The sequence below is a fragment of the Micromonospora echinofusca genome, assembly GCF_017614955.1.
Classification (GTDB): domain Bacteria; phylum Actinomycetota; class Actinomycetes; order Mycobacteriales; family Micromonosporaceae; genus Micromonospora; species Micromonospora echinofusca_A.
The window spans coordinates 1-17,658 of the sequence record NZ_WVUH01000136.1 but is presented as its reverse complement, the minus strand read 5'-3'; the positions used below and the strand labels follow the sequence as shown (position 1 = coordinate 17,658).

Annotated in this window: 16 protein-coding genes; 7 read left to right on the top strand and 9 right to left on the bottom strand. The window is 70.6% G+C overall.

The window, feature by feature from the left end; all coding sequences use genetic code 11:
• Positions 1–184 precede the first annotated feature (184 nt).
• From GSF22_RS16875 to GSF22_RS16850, 6 genes are all read right to left on the bottom strand, one after another.
• Positions 185–928, bottom strand: a complete 744-nt coding sequence (locus GSF22_RS16875) for a copper homeostasis protein CutC (RefSeq protein ID WP_208814540.1) — start codon at positions 926–928, stop codon at positions 185–187.
• Positions 928–1,968, bottom strand: coding sequence for an asparaginase (locus tag GSF22_RS16870; RefSeq protein ID WP_208814539.1), 1,041 nt, complete (start codon positions 1,966–1,968; stop codon positions 928–930). Before GSF22_RS16870 ends, GSF22_RS16875 begins: the two co-directional genes overlap by 1 nt.
• Complete coding sequence (locus GSF22_RS16865) at positions 1,965–2,849, bottom strand: amino acid ABC transporter permease (RefSeq protein ID WP_208814538.1); 885 nt, start codon at positions 2,847–2,849, stop codon at positions 1,965–1,967. The genes GSF22_RS16870 and GSF22_RS16865 overlap by 4 nt, the downstream gene beginning before the upstream one ends.
• On the bottom strand, positions 2,846–3,490 hold the full coding sequence (locus tag GSF22_RS16860; RefSeq protein WP_208814537.1) for an amino acid ABC transporter permease: 645 nt from the start codon (positions 3,488–3,490) through the stop codon (positions 2,846–2,848). Before GSF22_RS16860 ends, GSF22_RS16865 begins: the two co-directional genes overlap by 4 nt.
• Before the next feature lie 16 nt (positions 3,491–3,506).
• Complete coding sequence (locus GSF22_RS16855) at positions 3,507–4,466, bottom strand: glutamate ABC transporter substrate-binding protein (RefSeq protein ID WP_208814536.1); 960 nt, start codon at positions 4,464–4,466, stop codon at positions 3,507–3,509.
• Between the two features lie 167 nt (positions 4,467–4,633).
• Positions 4,634–5,362 carry an amino acid ABC transporter ATP-binding protein gene (locus tag GSF22_RS16850; protein WP_208814542.1) on the bottom strand — a complete coding sequence of 243 codons (729 nt, stop codon included), beginning with the start codon at positions 5,360–5,362 and terminating at the stop codon, positions 4,634–4,636.
• A 192-nt stretch (positions 5,363–5,554) separates the two neighbouring features.
• Between GSF22_RS16850 and GSF22_RS16845 the strand changes: the two genes are divergently transcribed.
• Together GSF22_RS16845 and GSF22_RS16840 are read left to right on the top strand one after the other, a co-directional pair.
• Positions 5,555–6,760 carry an ROK family transcriptional regulator gene (locus tag GSF22_RS16845; RefSeq protein WP_208814535.1) on the top strand — a complete coding sequence of 402 codons (1,206 nt, stop codon included), beginning with the start codon at positions 5,555–5,557 and terminating at the stop codon, positions 6,758–6,760.
• A 117-nt stretch (positions 6,761–6,877) separates the two neighbouring features.
• A complete protein-coding gene (locus GSF22_RS16840; protein WP_208814534.1) occupies positions 6,878–7,234 on the top strand; it encodes a nucleotide pyrophosphohydrolase in 357 nt (118 codons plus the stop codon).
• Positions 7,235–7,290: 56 nt separating this feature from the next.
• Here GSF22_RS16840 and GSF22_RS16835 read toward each other — a convergent pair whose 3' ends face one another.
• Complete coding sequence (locus GSF22_RS16835; RefSeq protein ID WP_208814533.1) at positions 7,291–7,482, bottom strand: DUF397 domain-containing protein; 192 nt, start codon at positions 7,480–7,482, stop codon at positions 7,291–7,293.
• The gene (locus GSF22_RS16830; RefSeq protein ID WP_208814532.1) at positions 7,475–8,356 is read right to left on the bottom strand and encodes a helix-turn-helix domain-containing protein; all 882 of its coding nucleotides are present in this window, start codon (positions 8,354–8,356) and stop codon (positions 7,475–7,477) included. Before GSF22_RS16830 ends, GSF22_RS16835 begins: the two co-directional genes overlap by 8 nt.
• A gap of 424 nt (positions 8,357–8,780) precedes the next feature.
• Between GSF22_RS16830 and GSF22_RS16825 the strand changes: the two genes are divergently transcribed.
• Entirely contained in the window at positions 8,781–9,143 is a 363-nt protein-coding gene (locus GSF22_RS16825; RefSeq protein ID WP_208814531.1) for a hypothetical protein, read from the top strand.
• Positions 9,144–9,316: 173 nt separating this feature from the next.
• Here the strand turns inward: GSF22_RS16825 and ilvD are convergent, their stop codons facing one another.
• Entirely contained in the window at positions 9,317–11,161 is a 1,845-nt protein-coding gene (gene ilvD, locus GSF22_RS16820) for a dihydroxy-acid dehydratase (protein WP_208814530.1), read from the bottom strand.
• A gap of 128 nt (positions 11,162–11,289) precedes the next feature.
• Between ilvD and GSF22_RS16815 the strand changes: the two genes are divergently transcribed.
• From GSF22_RS16815 to ilvC, 4 genes are all read left to right on the top strand, one after another.
• Positions 11,290–13,620 carry a putative bifunctional diguanylate cyclase/phosphodiesterase gene (locus GSF22_RS16815; RefSeq protein ID WP_208814541.1) on the top strand — a complete coding sequence of 777 codons (2,331 nt, stop codon included), beginning with the start codon at positions 11,290–11,292 and terminating at the stop codon, positions 13,618–13,620.
• Between the two features lie 220 nt (positions 13,621–13,840).
• Positions 13,841–15,727 carry an acetolactate synthase large subunit gene (locus GSF22_RS16810; RefSeq protein WP_208814529.1) on the top strand — a complete coding sequence of 629 codons (1,887 nt, stop codon included), beginning with the start codon at positions 13,841–13,843 and terminating at the stop codon, positions 15,725–15,727.
• A gap of 57 nt (positions 15,728–15,784) precedes the next feature.
• Entirely contained in the window at positions 15,785–16,300 is a 516-nt protein-coding gene (ilvN, locus tag GSF22_RS16805; protein ID WP_208814528.1) for an acetolactate synthase small subunit, read from the top strand.
• A 70-nt stretch (positions 16,301–16,370) separates the two neighbouring features.
• Complete coding sequence (gene ilvC / locus GSF22_RS16800; protein ID WP_208814527.1) at positions 16,371–17,384, top strand: ketol-acid reductoisomerase; 1,014 nt, start codon at positions 16,371–16,373, stop codon at positions 17,382–17,384.
• Positions 17,385–17,658: the final 274 nt, after the last annotated feature.

The window sequence follows — 17,658 nt, the reverse complement described above, 5'->3', positions numbered from 1 at the left end:
CTTGACCGCCGCCACCACCCTGCGACGCAAATCCTCCTGCGCCGCAGGGGAAAGCGACCGCGTATCACGCACCACAACACCCATACACACCCAACGATCACGGCATGTTTGGGCTACTGCTCAATAACAAGGGGCCCTTCCTCTACCGAAAACGTTAATAGGGGGCCCTTCCTTACATCCCTTTCTAGCTCTGGGCGGCGGTGAGGACCTGGCTGACCAGGGCCGTCGAGGTACCGGAGCGCTCGTACTCGGGGCGGTGCAGTACCCCGCCCATCAACGGGGCCGGGTTGCGGTGCACCGCCGGACTGTCCGATTTCACCAGAGCGGCGAAGTGGTACTCCTCGGCGCGGGTGGCCTCGATGATCCGGGCGATGTTGCGCGGGGTGATGCCCCCGCCCGGCATGACGATGATCCGCCGGTCGGCGCGCCGGACCAGTTCGGCGATCAGGGGTGCCCCCTCCAGCACGCTCACCTCCTGGCCGGAGGTGAGGACCCGGTCCACGCCCAGGTCGATGAGCTGCTCCAGCGCGGCGAACGGGTCGCGCACCATGTCGAACGCCCGGTGGAAGGTGATGCTCACCCCGCCGGCTGCCTCGATGAGCCGCCGGGTGGTCGGTACGTCGATGTCGCCCTCGGCGGTCAACGCGCCGATCACCACGCCGTGCGCACCGGCTGCCACCGCCGCCGACACGTCCCGGACCATCGCGTCGACCTCGGGCGGCGAGTAGATGAAGTCACCGGCACGTGGCCGGACGATGACGTGCACCCGGATCCGGTTGACGGTACGCAGCGCCGTCTCGATGGTGCCGATGCTGGGCGTCAACCCGCCTTCGAAGAGCGCGCAGCAGAGTTCCACGCGGTCGGCGCCGGCCTCCTCGGCGGCGACCGCGCCCTCCACGCTGTCGATGCAGATCTCGAATGTGGTCATCAGTCTGTCCTCTGGGTCGATCGGGGTGTGGTCCAGTCGATGGTGGCGGTGACGGCACCGATCGGCTCGCCGCCGCCGAGCACCGGTACCTGCCGTAGCGGGTCGGCGCCGGTGACCGGTACGCCGGCTGCGTCGAGGGCGGCGAGGGCGATCACCGTGGTGGCCCGGGGGCTGCCGTCGACGACCTTCACCGCCACCGCGTGGCCGTCCGGGGTCGCCACCCCGAGTACGCCTTCGGCGCCGCCCTTGGCGAGCACCCCGGGCAGGGCCCGCATCAGGTCGGTGTTGGGGTGGCCGTGCCAGCCGCCGACGTACGCCGGATGCGCCCGCATCGCGTCGGCCACCTGTGCCTCGGGGCTTCCCTCCGGGGCCGACACCAGGGCCTGGAAGGTCCGGGCCAGTCCGGTCAACGGCAGTCCGAACAGTGGGGCACCGCAGCCGTCCACGGTGACCGGACCGACCGGGGTACCGGCCAGCCGGCTGACGGTGTCGGCGATGTGGCGCTGCAACGGGTGCGCCGGGTCCAGGTAGTCCCGCGTCGGCCAGGTCCGGGCGACGCAGGCGACCAGCATCGCCGCATGCTTGCCGGAACAGTTCATCCGTACCCGGGCCCGGGGTGCGCCGGTGCGGATCAGTCGTTCCCGGGTCGCCTCGTCCTCCGGCCAGTCCTCCGGGCAGCCCAGCGCGTCGTCGGTCAGCGAGGCGGTGGCGAGCAGTTCGCGTACCAGCTCGACGTGCCGGTCGTCCCCGGTGTGGCTACCGGCCGCGATGGCCAGCGCAGGCCCGTACCGCAGCGCGTCGACCAGCCTCGCGGCAGCGGCGGTGGAGTCGGCGGTGCAATCGGCGGCGGCGGCGGTCAGGCAGGCCAGGGCCTGGACCGGCTTGAGCGTGGAGCGCGGCAGTACCGGCTCGTCGGGTACCCCGGCGGAGAGCCGGATCGCCCCGGTCGGGTCGAGGACGACCACGCTGCCGTAGTGCCGGCTCTCGACGAACCCACCCCGGACGACCCGGGCGAGTTCGGCGTAGCGGTGGGTGGTCACCGGGCGATGCTCCCTTCGGGGGATGGTGACGCCGGGTCGGCCGGCGTGTCCGGGCCCGCAGGGACCCCACCCCGGCCGGTGAGCCGGCCGTTCCGGGCCTGGAGTATCCGGGCGAACTTCGACAGCGAGGCGTTGACCGCCAGGTAGATCAGTGACACCACGAGGAAGGTCTGGATCAGCAGATGGGTGTACGTGGAGAGCACCTGGCCGCTGTAGAGCAGCTCGGTGTAGCTGACCACGAAACCCAGCGAGGTGTCCTTGAGTAGCCCGACGAGTTGGCTGACCAGGGACGGGGCGAGCTGGAGCAGGGCCTGCGGCAGGACCACCAGCCGCAGCACCTGGCCCCGGCGCAGGCCGACCGCGAGTCCCGCCTCGGTCTGTCCCCGGTCCAGGGCCTGGATGCCGGCCCGGAAGATCTCCGCGAACGCCGCCGAGTTGGACACCACCAGCGGTACCACGAGCTTCCAGAACAGCGGGAAGTTCAGCCCGTACGCGGGCAGCGCGAAGAGCGTCACGTAGATCAGCAGCAGGGCCGGTACGGTCCGGAAGATCTCCACGTAGCCGCCGGCCAGCCAGCGGAGCAGCCGGTTGGTGGAGAGCCGCCCGAGCGCCAGCAGCAGACCGAACACGCCGCTGAGTACGGCCGTCGCGGCGGCGGCCTTCAGGGTTGCCCAGAGGCCGTTGAGCAGGTACCGCCAGATCGGCCAGGTGGTGAACGGTTCCCAGCGGGACCAGGCCAGCTCGCCGTGACTGGCGAACTGCTGCACCGCCGCGACCAGCGCGCCGACCAGGGCAACCGCGCCGATCACGGTGGCGATCCGGATGCGCCGCCGGGCCCGGGGGCCGGGCTCGTCGAAGAGGATCTGTTGGGTCTGGTTCATCGGACGATCGCCAGCCTTCGTTCCAGCAGGCCGGTGAACTGACCGATGATCAGTGCCAGCAGCATGTAGGCGAGACCGGCGCCGGTGAAGATGAGGATCGGCTGGGCCTCGACCAGGTTCACGTTGTTGGCGGCCTGGGTGAGTTCGACCACCCCGACGGCGGCGGCCAGCGAGGTGTTCATCAGCAGTGCGATGCAGATGTTGCCGATCGGCTGGATCACCGCGCGCAGTCCCTGCGGCAGGATGACGTACCGCAGGGACTGGCTGAAGGTGAGTCCGATGGCGCGGGCCGCCTCGGCCTGCCCCTTGCCGACGGTGTTGATCCCGGCCCGGATCGCCTCGGCCAGGTACGCCCCCTGGTAGGCCGCGATCACGATGGCGGCCGAGGTGAAGAGCGGGAACTGGATGCCGATCTGTGGCAGTGCGAAGACGAAGAGCACCAGCAGGGCGAGCAGTGGCAGGTTCTGCAACACCTCGACGTAGAGCGTGCCGATGGTGCGTAGCAGGGGGACCGGACTGATCCGCAGGGTCGCCACGACGATGCCCAGCAGCATCGCGCCGATGGTGGTCACGACGGTCAACTGGACCGTCGTGACCAGCCCGTGGCCGAGTACGCTCAGGTGTGCGGTGAGGGCGTCCATCGGTGCGTACGGGTCCTCAGGAGCCTTCGACGGAGCCGATCACCGGCGGGGTCGGGGCGTCGCCTTCCACGACCGAGCCGAGGGTGGCCTTCCACACCTTGGCCCAGGTGCCGTCGGCCTGGATCTTCTTGAGCCAGTTGTTGACGAACTCCTTGAACTGGGCGTCCTCGCGGTTGATGCCGATCCCGTAGGGCTCACTGGTGAACGGCTCGCCGACCACCTTCATCCCCGGGTTGGCCTTGGCGCCCGAGGCGAGCAGCGTGAAGTCCTGCACGTACGCGTCACCGCGGTTCTGCAGCAGGGCCTGGATGGCCTGCGGGTCGGTGGCGAAGGCGACCTGCTTCGCGTCGGGGGCGACCTCCGGCAGCGCGGTGACCGCAGGGGTGTTCGCGCCGACGATGACGGTCTTGCCGTTCAGGTCCTTGGCGCTCTTGATCGAGGTGTCGTCCTTGCGGACCGCGACCGCCAGGCCGGAGGTGAGGTACGGGCCGGCGAAGGCGACCTGGGTGGCCCGCTGCGGGGTGATCGTGTAGGTCTGGAAGACCGCGTCCACCGACTTGGCCTGGAGCATCGCCTCCCGGGTCTGGGTGCCGATGGTCACCGTCTTCACCTCGGGCTTGCCGGTGATGTACTTGGCCAGCAGCTTGGCCAGGTCGGCGTCGAAGCCCTCGACCTGACCGGTGACCGGGTTCTGCTGGGCGAGCAGCGGGGCGTCCAGCGAGCCGCCGATGATCAGCTGACCGCGCTTGCGGATCGCCTCCATCGTCGAGCCGGCCGGGATCTCCGCGTCCGTGGCGACCGGTGCGGCGTCGAGGATCGCCTGGATCAGGTCGCCACCACCGGCCGGCTTGCCGGGCAGGGCGGGTGTGGACGGGTCGCCGCCACCGCAGGCGGTCGCGCCGAGCGCGACGGCCAGCGCACCGGCGGCCAGCGCCAGCGAGCGCCGCCGGGTCAGGCTGTTGTGCAGGATTGACATGCCACCCTCCGTCGGGGGTCGAAACTGAGTGATCTCGGGGCCGTGCGGGGTTCCCGGTTTCCCGGGGGTTTCGGGGTGCAGGGTCGTGCGGGACGGTGCAGGGTCGTGCGGGGCGGTGCAGGGTCGTGCGGGGCGGTGCGGGTCGTGCCAGGGCACGGGTACCGCGTTCAGTGCTGGAGGATCTTGGAAAGGAAGTCCCGTGCCCGTTCGGTGCGGGGAGCGGCGAAGAACTCGTCCGGAGGAGCGGTCTCGACGATCCGGCCGTCGTCCATGAAGACGACCCGGTCGGCGGCCCGGCGGGCGAAGCCCATTTCGTGGGTGACCACGATCATGGTCATCCCCTCGGCGGCCAGCGAGACCATCACGTCGAGCACCTCGTTGACCATCTCCGGGTCGAGCGCCGAGGTCGGCTCGTCGAAGAGCAGGACCTTGGGCCGCATGGCCAGTGCCCGGGCGATGGCGGCCCGCTGCTGCTGGCCACCGGAGAGCTGGGCGGGGTACCGGTCGGCTTTGTCGGCGATGCCGACCCGGTCGAGCAGGGCCATGGCCTGTTTCCGGGCCTCGGCGCGGCCGATCCGGCGGACCTTGACCGGTCCGAGGGTGATGTTGTCCAGGATCGTCCGGTGCCCGAAGAGGTTGAACGACTGGAACACCATGCCGACGTCGGCCCGGAGCCGGGCCAGTTGACGCCCCTCGGCGGGGAGCGGTTCCCCGTCGATCTCGATCCGGCCGGCGCTGGCCACCTCCAGTCGGTTGAGGCAGCGGCACAGTGTCGACTTGCCGGACCCGGAGGGCCCTACGACGACCACCACCTCACCCGCCGCCACGGTGAGGTCGACGTCCTTGAGCACGTGCAGTGGACCGAACCGTTTGTGCAGGCCATGGACGGTGACCATCGGCCGGTCGGGCTGCGGCGACCAGGCCCGACCGACGAGGTCCGGTGCCGTTGTCGGTGCCACCACTCGCCTCACTTTCTGCGATAGTCGAACAAAGTTTGCTGTTCTGCGAAGCAACGTCGCCATCTAAAGCTAGCCTGAAAATTAAGTCAACAGCTTGCTGGGACAAAGTTGGGATGCTAAGAACCACCCGTGACGATTGACGACGCGCCGCGCGACCTCCTCCGGGGTGGCCCCCGTGACCTGCTCCGACTGGTGGCCAGCGGAGCAGCGGTCAGCCGCGCGGACCTGGCCCGGCTCTCCGGGCTCTCCCCGTCGACCGTCTCCCAGCGCGTCGAGGCGCTGATCAGCCAGGGGCTGCTGGAGGAGACCGGCGCCGGCAAGTCCCGGGGCGGTCGTCGCCCCCGGCAACTCGCGGTACCCACCGGCGGTGCGGTGATCGGCGCCATCGACCTCGGCGCCCACCACGCCCGGATCGGCGCCCTCGACCTCGCCGGCCAGGTCGTCTCAGTGCGCTCCCGACCGGTACGCATCGACGACGGTCCGGAGGTGGTGCTCGGTGAACTTCTCGCCGAGGTGACCGCGCTGGCCGCAGCGGAACCCGGTCCGGACTCCGCGGCGGGCTCCGGCCCCGGCCCGGAGTCCCCGCCGGCCGGTGGTGCCCTGCGCGGGATCGGCATCGGCATCCCCGGCCCGGTCCAGCACCCCACCGGCCGGATCGTCAGCCCGTCCCGGATGCCCGGCTGGAACGGCTTCGATGTCTCCGCGTTCTGCCGGGACCACACCGACGTGCCGGTCGTCGTCGACAACGACGCCAACCTGATGGCCCTCGGTACCCACCGCGCGGTGCACTCCGAACTGGACCACGCCGTCTACATCAAGGCCGGTACCGGAATCGGAGCCGGGGTCATCTCGGGTGGACAGTTGCACCGGGGCTCGCAGGGCTCCGCCGGTGACATCAGCCACTGCCGGGTCGTGGCCACCGACCCGGCGCCCCTGTGCAGCTGCGGCAACACCGGCTGCCTGGAGGCGGTGGCCAGCGGCGCGGCCCTCGTCCGGGCCCTCGGCGAGCAGGGCGTACCCGTCGACGACCTGGCCGGGGTGATGCGCCTCATCGACGACGGCGACCGGCACGCCACCGCCCTGGCCCGGCAGGCCGGCCGTTCGATCGGGGAGATCCTGGCCGTGGTGGTCAACTTCTTCAACCCGCAGGTCGTCGCGATCGGCGGCCGGCTCGCCGAGTGCGAACCGCTGCTGGCCAGCATGCGGGCCACCCTCTACGAGCGCTGCCTGCCGCTGGCCACCGAGACCCTGCTCATCGAACGGGTCACCGTCGGTCCCGACGTCGGCGTCATGGGCGCCGCACAACTGGTCATCGACCAGGTCGTCAACATGTGAGGAAGGGCCCCCGCTTAACGTTTTCGGTAGAGGAAGGGCCCCTTGTTAACACCTGTGCGAATCAGGCCCGCCGACCCGTCAGCCACGAGGCGGAACGCGCCGCTATCGTCGGTCGGCATGGACATCCGACCGGTGCCCGGCAGTCTCGCCGAGTACGCCGACCAGCTCCGGGCTTTCGCCGACGAGCGGGACTGGCAGCCCTTCCACACGCCGAAGAACCTGGCGATGGCGCTCGCCGGGGAGGCGGGTGAGCTGCTCGCCGAGTTCCAGTGGCTGACCCCGGAGGAGTCGGCGCAGGTGATGACCGACCCGGCGGCGGGCGCACGGGTACGCGCCGAGATGGCCGACGTGCTGAGCTACCTGGTCCGGTTGGCGGACGTACTCGGCATCGATCTGCTGGCGGCGGCGCGCGAGAAGCTGGTGGAGGTCGCCCGCCGTTACCCGGCCCCGACGGACCCAGCTCCGTCCCGGTAGCGGTGACCGGCCCCCGGCGGGTCCGCCGGGGGCCTGCTCCTTCAGGGGTACGCGGGTCAGCGGCGCCCGGTCGACCGGATGAAACGAGCCCAAGCGGCCGGGGTGAAGGCGAGCACGGGTCCGGCGGGGTCCTTGCTGTCCCGCACGGCGACCACACCGGCCAGGTTGTCGGCGACCTCGACGCAATCCCCGCCGTTGCTGCCGCTGCGGGTGCTCTTCCGCCACCGGGCGCCGGTCAGGTCAACCATGGTGAACCTCCCCAATGATCCTATTGATCAGTTTCTCTGATTGTCCCTCATCGAGGGCGAGGGAGCGCAGGCTCGACCAGACGTCTTCGTAGGCGGCGTACTCCTGCGGCCGGTCCAGATAGAGCGCGCCGGTCCACGACTCGCAGTAGACGACGGGTGGTTCGGGTGTGCTGCGGTGGCCGGCGGGAAAGTCGAGCATGACGAACGTGCCGGCCTCCACGCCCCGGTGCAGCCCGGCGGTGAGCGGGAGCACCCGGATCGAGACGTTCGGGCGTTCGGCGTCGGCCAACAGCTTCCGGAGTTGCTCGACCATCGTGGCGTGGTCGCCCACCACCCGGAGCAGCGCGGCCTCGGCGAGGACGACGTCCAGTTGCGGAGCTGCCGGCAACCGTCGGTCCAGCAGTGCCTGGCGTTGCAACCGGATCTCGACCAGCCGCTGCCGTTCGGTCTCGGTGACCTCCGCCCGGTGCTGGTACACCGCGTTCGCGTAGCCCCGGCTCTGGAGCAGGCCAGGGATCAGCGACTCGTCGAAGCGTCTGAAGTGGGAAGCCGCGTTCTCCAGGCCGACGTAGAGCTGGAACCACTCGGGTACCGCGTCGCCGTACGCGTGCCACCAGCCCCGTGCCCTGGTTTCCCCGGCCAGCCCGATCAGCGCCGTACGCAGTTCCGGTCGTACCTCGTACAGGTCGCAGAGTCCCTTGACGTCGACGGCGCGGACGGCACCGACGCCGCTCTCCATGCGCCAGAGCTTCTGGCGACTGCACTCCAGTTCCGCTGCCACGCCGTCGAGGGTCATCCGGGCCTCGACGCGGAGTTGCCGGAGCATCCGTCCGAGCTGCCGGCGGGGTACCGTCGACCCGCTTTCCTCGGTCATCTGCTCACGCCCAGTCCTGCTCTGCAACATTCTGCCGCCTCCTGTGCAACATGGAATATGCCGGAATGGAACGCGGATATTGGTTCCGATGCCGGCAGGAGGCGTCCGACCTTACAAGGTGGGAATCGGTGTGGGCGGCATTTTCGATCGTGTTTCCGGAGCCACCCTTCCCGGGGCGTAGCCGAGCCGGTTGCCGGCTGCCGGGAAGATCATCGCTGCTGGTGCCTCGGTTGTCGAGGGCGGATGATTGCCGCAGTCGTCGCTGGGACCGCCGGCAGTGCGCCCCGATGTGATTCGGATGGAAATTGCAGGCAAGTAGCTAATTGACAATTGTCTACTTGAATCGCTGACAGATCCACCCGTGTGCAGTCGGTAGTTTCGGCGGTGACGCGGATATTCGATCCGCCGGATGAAGGAGGACCACATGCGACTGCACAAGCGGGGGGCGCTCGGAGCGGCGGTGCTGCTGACCGCAGTGACGATCACTCCGGTGATCGTCACGGGCCCGGCTTCGGCGCACGCGACCTGCGGCAAGACGGCCAGCGACAAGGACGGCAGCGGTTGGGTCAAGTCGGCCAACGGGGCCAACATCCGCAGCGGTAGCAGCACCGGCTGCACGAGCAAGGGGATCGCCTACTCCAGCCACGTGCTGGACTACCACTGCTACACGTGGGGGAACGACGGCTACAGCTGGACGTACGTCCGTAACGACACCACCGGGGTGCAGGGCTGGATCCGCGACGACCTGCTGAGCGACCGGGGCAGCGACGTCCACTGCGGCTTCTGACCGGTTGCCGGAAGCCGGCGAGGGCGGTGCGGGTTCGTAGGCGCCGTCCGGCAGCGCAGGTTCCGTACGACGTGTGACACGAGGGATGTCGTCCGGTCCGACGCGCTGTCGAAGGTGTTAAGAAGGGCCCCTTCCTCTACCGAAAACGTTAAGAAGGGGCCCTTCCTTACCGCTCAGTCGACGCGGCGGTAGGCGCCGTCGCTGGCGGAGGTGGCCATCGAGGCGTACGCGCGCAGGGCGGCGGAGACCGGCCGCTCCCGGTCCACCGGGGTGTACGGCTTGTCGCGCTTGTCCTGGGCGACCCGGCGGGCGTCGAGCACGTCGGCCGGTACGTTCAGCTCGATGGACCGGCCCGGGATGTCGATGACGATCTCGTCGCCGTCGGCGACCAGGGCGATCAGCCCACCGGAGGCGGCCTCGGGGGAGACGTGCCCGATGGAGAGCCCGGAGGTGCCACCGGAGAACCGGCCGTCGGTGAGCAGCGCGCAGGCCCGGCCCAGGCCACGGCCCTTGAGGAACGAGGTCGGGTAGAGCATCTCCTGCATGCCGGGCCCGCCCTTCGGCCCTTCGTAGCGGATGACCACCACGTCCCCGGCGACGATCCGCCCGCCGAGGATGGCTTCGACGGCGTCGTCCTGCGACTCGTAGACCTTGGCCGGGCCCCGGAAGGCCAGGCACTCCTCGGGTACCCCGGCGGTCTTCACCACACAGCCGGCCGGGGCCAGGTTGCCGTGCAGGATGGCCAACCCGCCGTCGGCGGAGTAGGCGTGTTCCCGGTCCCGGATGCAGCCGCCGGCCGCGTCGGTGTCCAGGGTGGACCAGCGGTTGGTGGTGGAGAACGGCTCGGTGGTGCGTACCCCACCGGGTGCCGCGTGGAACAACTCGACCGCCTCCGGCCGGGCGGCACCGCCCCGGACGTCCCAGTCGGCCAGCCACTGCGTCAGGTTCGGCGCGTGTACCGCGTGCACGTCCCGGTTGAGCAGCCCGGCCCGGTCCAGTTCGCCGAGGATGGCCGGGATGCCGCCGGCCCGGTGCACGTCCTCCATGTGGTAGTTCGGCGAGTTCGGTGCGACCTTGGCCAGGCAGGGCACCCGGCGGGAGATGGCGTCGATGTCGGCGACGCCGAAGTCCAGCTCGGCCTCGCGGGCGGCGGCGAGCAGGTGCAGCACCGTGTTGGTGGAGCCGCCCATCGCCACGTCCAGGGCGACCGCGTTCTCGAACGCGGCCCGGGAGGCGATGGCCCGGGGCAGCACCGAGGCGTCGTCCCCGTCGTACCACCGCTTGGCGATCTCCACGACGGTGCGGCCGGCCTCGACGAACAGTGACCGGCGGGCGGCGTGGGTGGCCAGCGTCGAGCCGTTGCCGGGCAGCGCGAGCCCGATCGCCTCGGTGAGGCAGTTCATCGAGTTGGCGGTGAACATGCCGGAGCAGGAGCCGCAGGTGGGGCAGGCGGAGCGTTCGATCTCGCCGAGCTGGGCGTCGGTGACCGCGTCGTTCGACGAGGCGATCATCGCGTCGATCAGGTCGATCTTGGAGTGCACGATGCCCTCGATGGCGACCGTCTTGCCCGCCTCCATCGGCCCACCGGAGACGAAGACGGTCGGGATGTTCAGCCGCAGCGCGGCCAGCAGCATCCCGGGGGTGATCTTGTCGCAGTTCGAGATGCAGACCAGGGCGTCCGCGCAGTGCGCGTTGACCATGTACTCCACCGCGTCGGCGATCAGCTCCCGGCTGGGCAGCGAGTAGAGCATCCCGCCGTGGCCCATGGCGATGCCGTCGTCGACCGCGATGGTGTTGAACTCCCGACCCACCCCGCCGGCCTCGGCGACCGCGTCGGCGACCAGCCCACCCATGTCCTTGAGGTGTACGTGCCCCGGTACGAACTGGGTGAAGCTGTTGGCGATGGCGACGATCGGCTTGCCGAAGTCGTCGTCGGTCATCCCGGTGGCCCGCCACAGGGCCCGGGCACCGGCCATGGTCCGGCCGTGCGTGGAGGTCTTCGACCGCAGGTCAGGCATGGGCCCAGTGTGCCACCGCCGACGCCGTACGACCGGCGCCCCACCCGTTGCGTCCCAACAGTTGCACACCCGGTCCGGCGCCGGGTTGCGGGATCCGGCACAGTTGATGCGTGCACCTCACCCCGGGGATGATGGTCGTCGCGTCGACGAGCGGGGCCGCTGCCGCCCTCGCCACCGTACTGCTGGTCGTCGCGGCGCGCCGCCGGGGCGGGGCGTACGGCCTCCTGGCGGCCGGTGCGGTGGCCGGGCTGCTCACCCTGCTGCTCGGTCTGGTCGGCGCGGTGCTCCTGCTCAACGGCGGTGACCGGCACCAGGATCCGCGTACCGACCTGGCCACCGTGGTCGCGGTCGGCATGTCGCTGAGCGGTCTGCTCTCCTGCGCCGGCCTGCTGCGCCTGCCCGGTGTCGTCGGTACCCGGGCCGCCGCCGTCCGGCTGGTGCTGGACGGGGTCATCATGGGTACCGCGCTCTGGTTCGTCGGCTGGGTGGTCTTCACCGAGCCGACCCGGCTGCTCGGCGACGTCACCCCGATGGCCTGCCTGCCCATTCTGCTGGCCACGGCGACGACGGCGCTCTCCGCCGGGCTGACCCTGACCATCGTGCTGCGGGTCACCCGGCCCCGGCGCCGGTTGGCCGGGCTGGCCGTCGGCATCACCGGGGTCAGCGCCGGTGGGCTCGGCCTGGCCTCCGGGCTGTGCCAGGGCGGGCTCGCGCTGGCCTGCACGGGCGCCCTGGTGCTCGCCGGGGGCCTGCTGACCTGTGCCCTGGTCGGCTGGGACCCGGGGCCGCTGGGCTCGGTGGACGTCGACGAGGTCCGGCGGGACAGCGGGTACGCCTTCGTGCCGATGCTCGCCATGGCGCTGTCCGCCATGTACCACCTGCTGCGCCACGGCGACTTCGACGCGTACGGCATCGTCGCCGGCAGCCTGGAGGGCTTCGCGCTGGTGGCCCGGCAGCACGTCACGCTGCGGGACCTGCGCGGCTACGCGGGCCGGCTGGCCGAGCGGGAGGCGCACTTCCGTGAGCTGGCGCACAGCGACCCGCTGACCGGGCTGGCCAACCGGCGGGGCCTGCTGCGCGCCCTGCACCAGGCCATCGGCGACCGGGGCCGGTGTGTGCTGCTCGCCCTGGACCTCGACGGCTTCAAGAACGTCAACGACCTGCACGGCCACGACGCGGGGGACGCGGTCCTGGTCGAGGTGGGCAACCGGCTGCGGGGCAACCTGCGTCCCGGGGACCTGCCGGCCCGGCTCGGCGGGGACGAGTTCGCGGTGCTGATGCGGGCCCGGCCGGAGGAGGCGCTGCGGGTCGCCGAGCGGCTGCTCGGGGTGCTCAGCCGCCCGTACGACCAGCCGGGCGGGCCGGTCTTCCTGTCGGTGAGCATCGGCCTGGCCGGCGACGCGGGGGAGTCCGACGTCGAGGTGCTGCTGCGCAACGCGGACCTGGCCCTGCGGTACGCCAAGCAGAGCGGCAAGAACCGGGTCGAGCGGTACGACGTGGCCTACGACACGCTGCTGCGTCGCCGGACCACGCTGGAGCACGAGTTGCGCGGCGCGATCGAGCGGGACGAGCTGCGGCTGGCCTTCCAGCCGGTGGTGGCGGTCCCCTCGGTGCGGCCGGTCGGCGCGGAGGCCCTGCTCCGTTGGCACCATCCGGAGCTGGGCAACGTCCGGCCGGACGAGTTCATCCCGCTGGCCGAGGAGTGCGGGATGATCGCCCGGCTGGGCAACTGGGTGCTGCACCAGGCGTGCCACCAGCTCTCCCGCTGGCTCGCCGACGGTCACGACGTCTGGTTGTCGGTCAACGTGTCGCCCCGCGAGCTGCACGCCCCGCAGTACGTCGACCAGGTGGCCGACGCGTTGCGGGCGCACCGGGTACCGCCGCAGCGGCTGGTGCTGGAGGTGACCGAGCACACCGTCGCCGACGACGTGGACGAGCTGATCGCCCGGCTGTCCGCGTTGCGGCTGACCGGGGTGCGGATCGCGTTGGACGACTTCGGGGCCGGGTACTCGTCCCTGGGGCAGCTGCGCCGGCTGCCGATCGACATTCTCAAGATCGACCACAGTCTGGTCGCCGAGCACGAGCCGGTCCGTCCGGTGGACCGGGACGGCCCGGCCTTCGCGCCGATGGTGGACGTGGTGATGCGGCTGGGGCACCAGTTGGGTCTTGAGGTGATCGCCGAGGGCGTGACGAACCGCACCGAGATGGCGGCGGTGGTGGCCGCCGGTTGCCGGTTCGGTCAGGGGCAGCTCTTCGGCTGGGGGGTACCGGCCGAACACCTGGAGGCCATGCTGGAGGCGGCCACCTCGGGGGCCCGGCCGGCACCCCTGCGTCCCGCGTTGCCACCGGCTCCGGCGCCTCGGGGTCCGTCCGCGCCCGATCCGACGTCGGAGCAGGTCAACCGGGTTGCCGAGGACGACCAGTCCTCCTCCGGAGTGATTCCTCCGTCCAACATCTGAGATCAGTTGACTCATCGCGTGAGATGGGGCAGTCTTGACCGCATGTCGTCGAGCCGGTCGTTCCGAGTACTTCCCTGAGCGCACTCTCCCCGCTGAGAGTGCGCTGGCCCCGTGCATCTGCACGAGGGCCGTTTTTATTGCCGTTGGAGAAGTCGGGGCGGGCATCCCCCGCATTGCATCGCTTCACGAGTCACCACCCGAGCCGAAGGCCTGAACCGTCATGACGAGACCCACGCCCGAGACCCTCGCCCATTCCACCCGGCGGGCCCGGTCGGTCGCCGACCCGGCCCGCGACACCGACCAGCCCGTCGGGGCCGCGCCGCGCCCGTCCGCCGCCGCCAACGGGGTACGCGCCGAAGCGCCTGTCGAGGTCTCCGGCGCGGGCTCGCTGGTCCGTTCTCTTGAGGCGCTCGGCGTCGACGTGGCGTTCGGCATCCCCGGCGGGGCGATCCTGCCGGCGTACGACCCGCTCTACGACTCCACCGTCCGGCACATCCTGGTCCGGCACGAGCAGGGCGCCGGTCACGCCGCCACCGGCTACGCCCAGGCCACCGGCCGGGTGGGCGTCTGCATCGCCACCTCCGGTCCGGGGGCCACCAACCTGGTCACCCCGATCGCCGACGCGTACATGGACTCGGTGCCGATCGTCGCGATCACCGGCCAGGTGGCCCGGCCGTCGATCGGTACGGACGCCTTCCAGGAGGCGGACATCCAGGGCATCACCCTGCCGATCACCAAGCACAACTTCCTGGTGCAGACCGCCGAGGAGATCCCCCGGGTGCTCGCCGAGGCGTTCCACCTGGCCTCGACCGGCCGGCCCGGCCCGGTGCTGGTGGACATCCCCAAGGACGTGCTCCAGGCGCAGACCACCTTCACCTGGCCGCCCACCCTGGACCTGCCCGGCTACCGGCCGACCGTGCACCCGCACGGCAAGCAGATCCGCGAGGCGGCCCGGCTGATGACCGCGGCCCGCCGGCCGGTGCTCTACGTCGGCGGCGGCGTGCTCAAGGCCGGCGCCACCGAGGCGCTGCGCCAGCTCGCCGAGCTGACCGGCATCCCGGTGGTCACCACGCTGATGGCCCGGGGTGCGTTCCCCGACTCGCACCCGCAGCACCTCGGCATGCCGGGCATGCACGGCACCGTGGCGGCGGTCTACGGCCTGCAGAAGTCGGACCTGATCGTGGCGCTGGGCGCCCGGTTCGACGACCGGGTCACCGGCAAGCTGGACTCCTTCGCCCCCGGCGCGGCCGTGGTGCACGCCGACATCGACCCGGCCGAGATCGGCAAGAACCGGGCCGTCGACGTGCCGATCGTCGGCGACGCCAAGCAGGTGATCGAGGAGCTGATCGGTGCGGTCACCGCCGAACGGGCCACCGGCCGGATCGGGGACCAGACCGACTGGTGGGCGCAGCTCGACGATCTGCGCCAGCGGTACCCGCTCGGGTACGACGAGCCGGCCGACGGCACCCTCGCCCCGCAGTACGTGATCAAGCGGCTGGGCGAGATCGTCGGCCCGGACGCGGTCTACGTGGCCGGGGTGGGGCAGCACCAGATGTGGGCCTCGCAGTTCATCTCCTACGAGAAGCCGTACACCTGGCTCAACTCGGGCGGTCTCGGCACCATGGGGTACGCCGTCCCGGCGGCCATGGGCGCCAAGGTGGGCAGGCCGGACACCACGGTCTGGGCGGTGGACGGCGACGGCTGCTTCCAGATGACCAACCAGGAACTGGCGACCTGCGCCCTGGAGGGCATCCCGATCAAGGTTGCCGTGATCAACAACGGCAACCTGGGCATGGTCCGGCAGTGGCAGACCCTGTTCTACGGGGAGCGCTACTCCAACACCGAGCTGGGTACCCACAAGCACCGCATCCCGGATTTCGTCAAGCTCGCCGAGGCGCTCGGCTGTGTCGGTCTACGCTGCGAGAACGCCGCCGACGTGGACAAGACCATCGAGGCCGCGATGGCCATCAACGACGCCCCCGTCGTGATCGACTTCGTGGTCGGCAAGGACGCCATGGTCTGGCCGATGGTGGCCGCCGGCACCAGCAACGACGAGATCATGTTCGCCCGCGGTGTCCGTCCGGTCTTCGACGAGGACGACGTCTGATCCCCGCCCGTACCCGGGGAAGCAGACCGTGACCTTCAGAAAGCAGAGAAGCAGACAATGACGATGCACACGCTCTCGGTGCTGGTGGAGAACAAGCCGGGTGTCCTGGCCCGGGTCTCCGGGCTCTTCTCCCGGCGCGGGTTCAACATCGACAGCCTGGCCGTCGGTGAGACGGAGAACCCGGACGTCTCCCGGATCACCATCGTGGTCAACGCCGAGTCGTCCCCGCTGGAGCAGGTGACCAAGCAGCTCAACAAGTTGGTCAACGTACTCAAGATCGTCGAGCTGGACCCGGGGGTCTCGGTGGCCCGGGAACTGCTCCTGGTCAAGGTGCGGGCCGACCGGGTGGCCCGGTCGCAGGTACTGGAGACGGTCAACCTCTTCCGGGCCCGGGTGGTCGACGTCGCCCCGGACACGTTGACCATCGAGGCCACCGGTACGCCCGACAAGCTGGACGCGCTGCTGCGCGATCTGGAGCCGTTCGGCATCAAGGAAATGGTCCAGTCCGGTCTGGTGGCGATCGGTCGGGGCTCCCGCTCGATCACCGCCGGCCCGGCGCTGCGCGCCGCCTAGTTTTCTCCGGCCGTCAGGCCACTCAGTCCACGACGGGCCGCAGCAGGACCGCCGTACGAAAGGGAAGTCAATGAGCGTTCAGGTGTACTACGACGACGACGCCGACCTGGGCCTGATCCAGGCCAAGAAGGTCGCCGTGCTCGGTTACGGCAGCCAGGGCCACGCGCACGCCCTGTCCCTGCGCGACTCCGGGGTCGACGTGGTGATCGGCCTGCCGGAGGGTTCGAAGAGCCGGGCCAAGGCGGAGGAGCAGGGTCTGCGGGTGCTCACGCCCGCCGAGGCGGCGGCCGAGGCCGACGTGATCATGGTGCTCGCTCCGGACACCGCCCAGCGGGCGCTCTACGCCGAGGCGATCGAGCCCAACCTGACCGCGGGCAAGGCGCTCTTCTTCGGCCACGGCCTCAACATCCGGTACGGGCTGATCACCCCGCCGGCCGACGTGGACGTGGCGATGGTCGCCCCGAAGGGCCCCGGTCACCTGGTCCGCCGCCAGTACGTCGACGGCAAGGGCGTGCCCTGCCTGGTCGCCGTCGAGCAGGACGCCAGCGGCAACGCGCTCGCCCTGGCCCTGGCGTACGCCAAGGGCATCGGCGGTACCCGGGCCGGCGTGATCCGGACCACCTTCAAGGAGGAGACCGAGACCGACCTCTTCGGCGAGCAGGCGGTGCTCTGCGGTGGGGCGTCGGCGCTGGTGCAGACCGGTTTCGAGGTGCTCACCGAGGCCGGGTACGCCCCGGAGGTCGCCTACTTCGAGTGCCTGCACGAGCTGAAGCTGATCGTCGACCTGATGTACGAGGGCGGCATCGCCCGGATGCGGTACAGCATCTCCGACACCGCCGAGTACGGCGACTACTCGCGTGGCCCGCGGGTGATCGACGCCCGGGTCAAGGACGAGATGCGCAAGATCCTCAGCGAGATCCAGTCCGGCGAGTTCGCCCGCGAGTGGATCGCCGAGGACGACGCCGGCCGGCCGAACTTCGCCAAGTGGCAGGCCGAGAGTGCCGCGCACCCGATCGAGGAGACCGGCAAGAAGCTGCGCGACATGATGAGCTGGGTGGACCGGCCGCTCAACGAGACCGCCTGACCTGTCGCCGGACACCGGTACGCAGCCCACGCTCTCCCCGGCGCCGGCTGCGTACCGGTGTCGTCTGTGGGGCCCCACGTCGTCGGACAGCGGTCGGGGTGGTCGGCCGGGACGGTCCGGATAGCGGTCCGGATAGCTGGCCGGACCCTCCGGTGACGGAGGGGCGCCCCCAGCGGCCCTCTGCCGCTGCCTGTCGAGCTGCACCGTTCGTGCTAGCACGCCAGGGTCGGCCGCCCCGCCGCACTCGGCCCTCGTCGCCTGCTCTGCCCTGCCC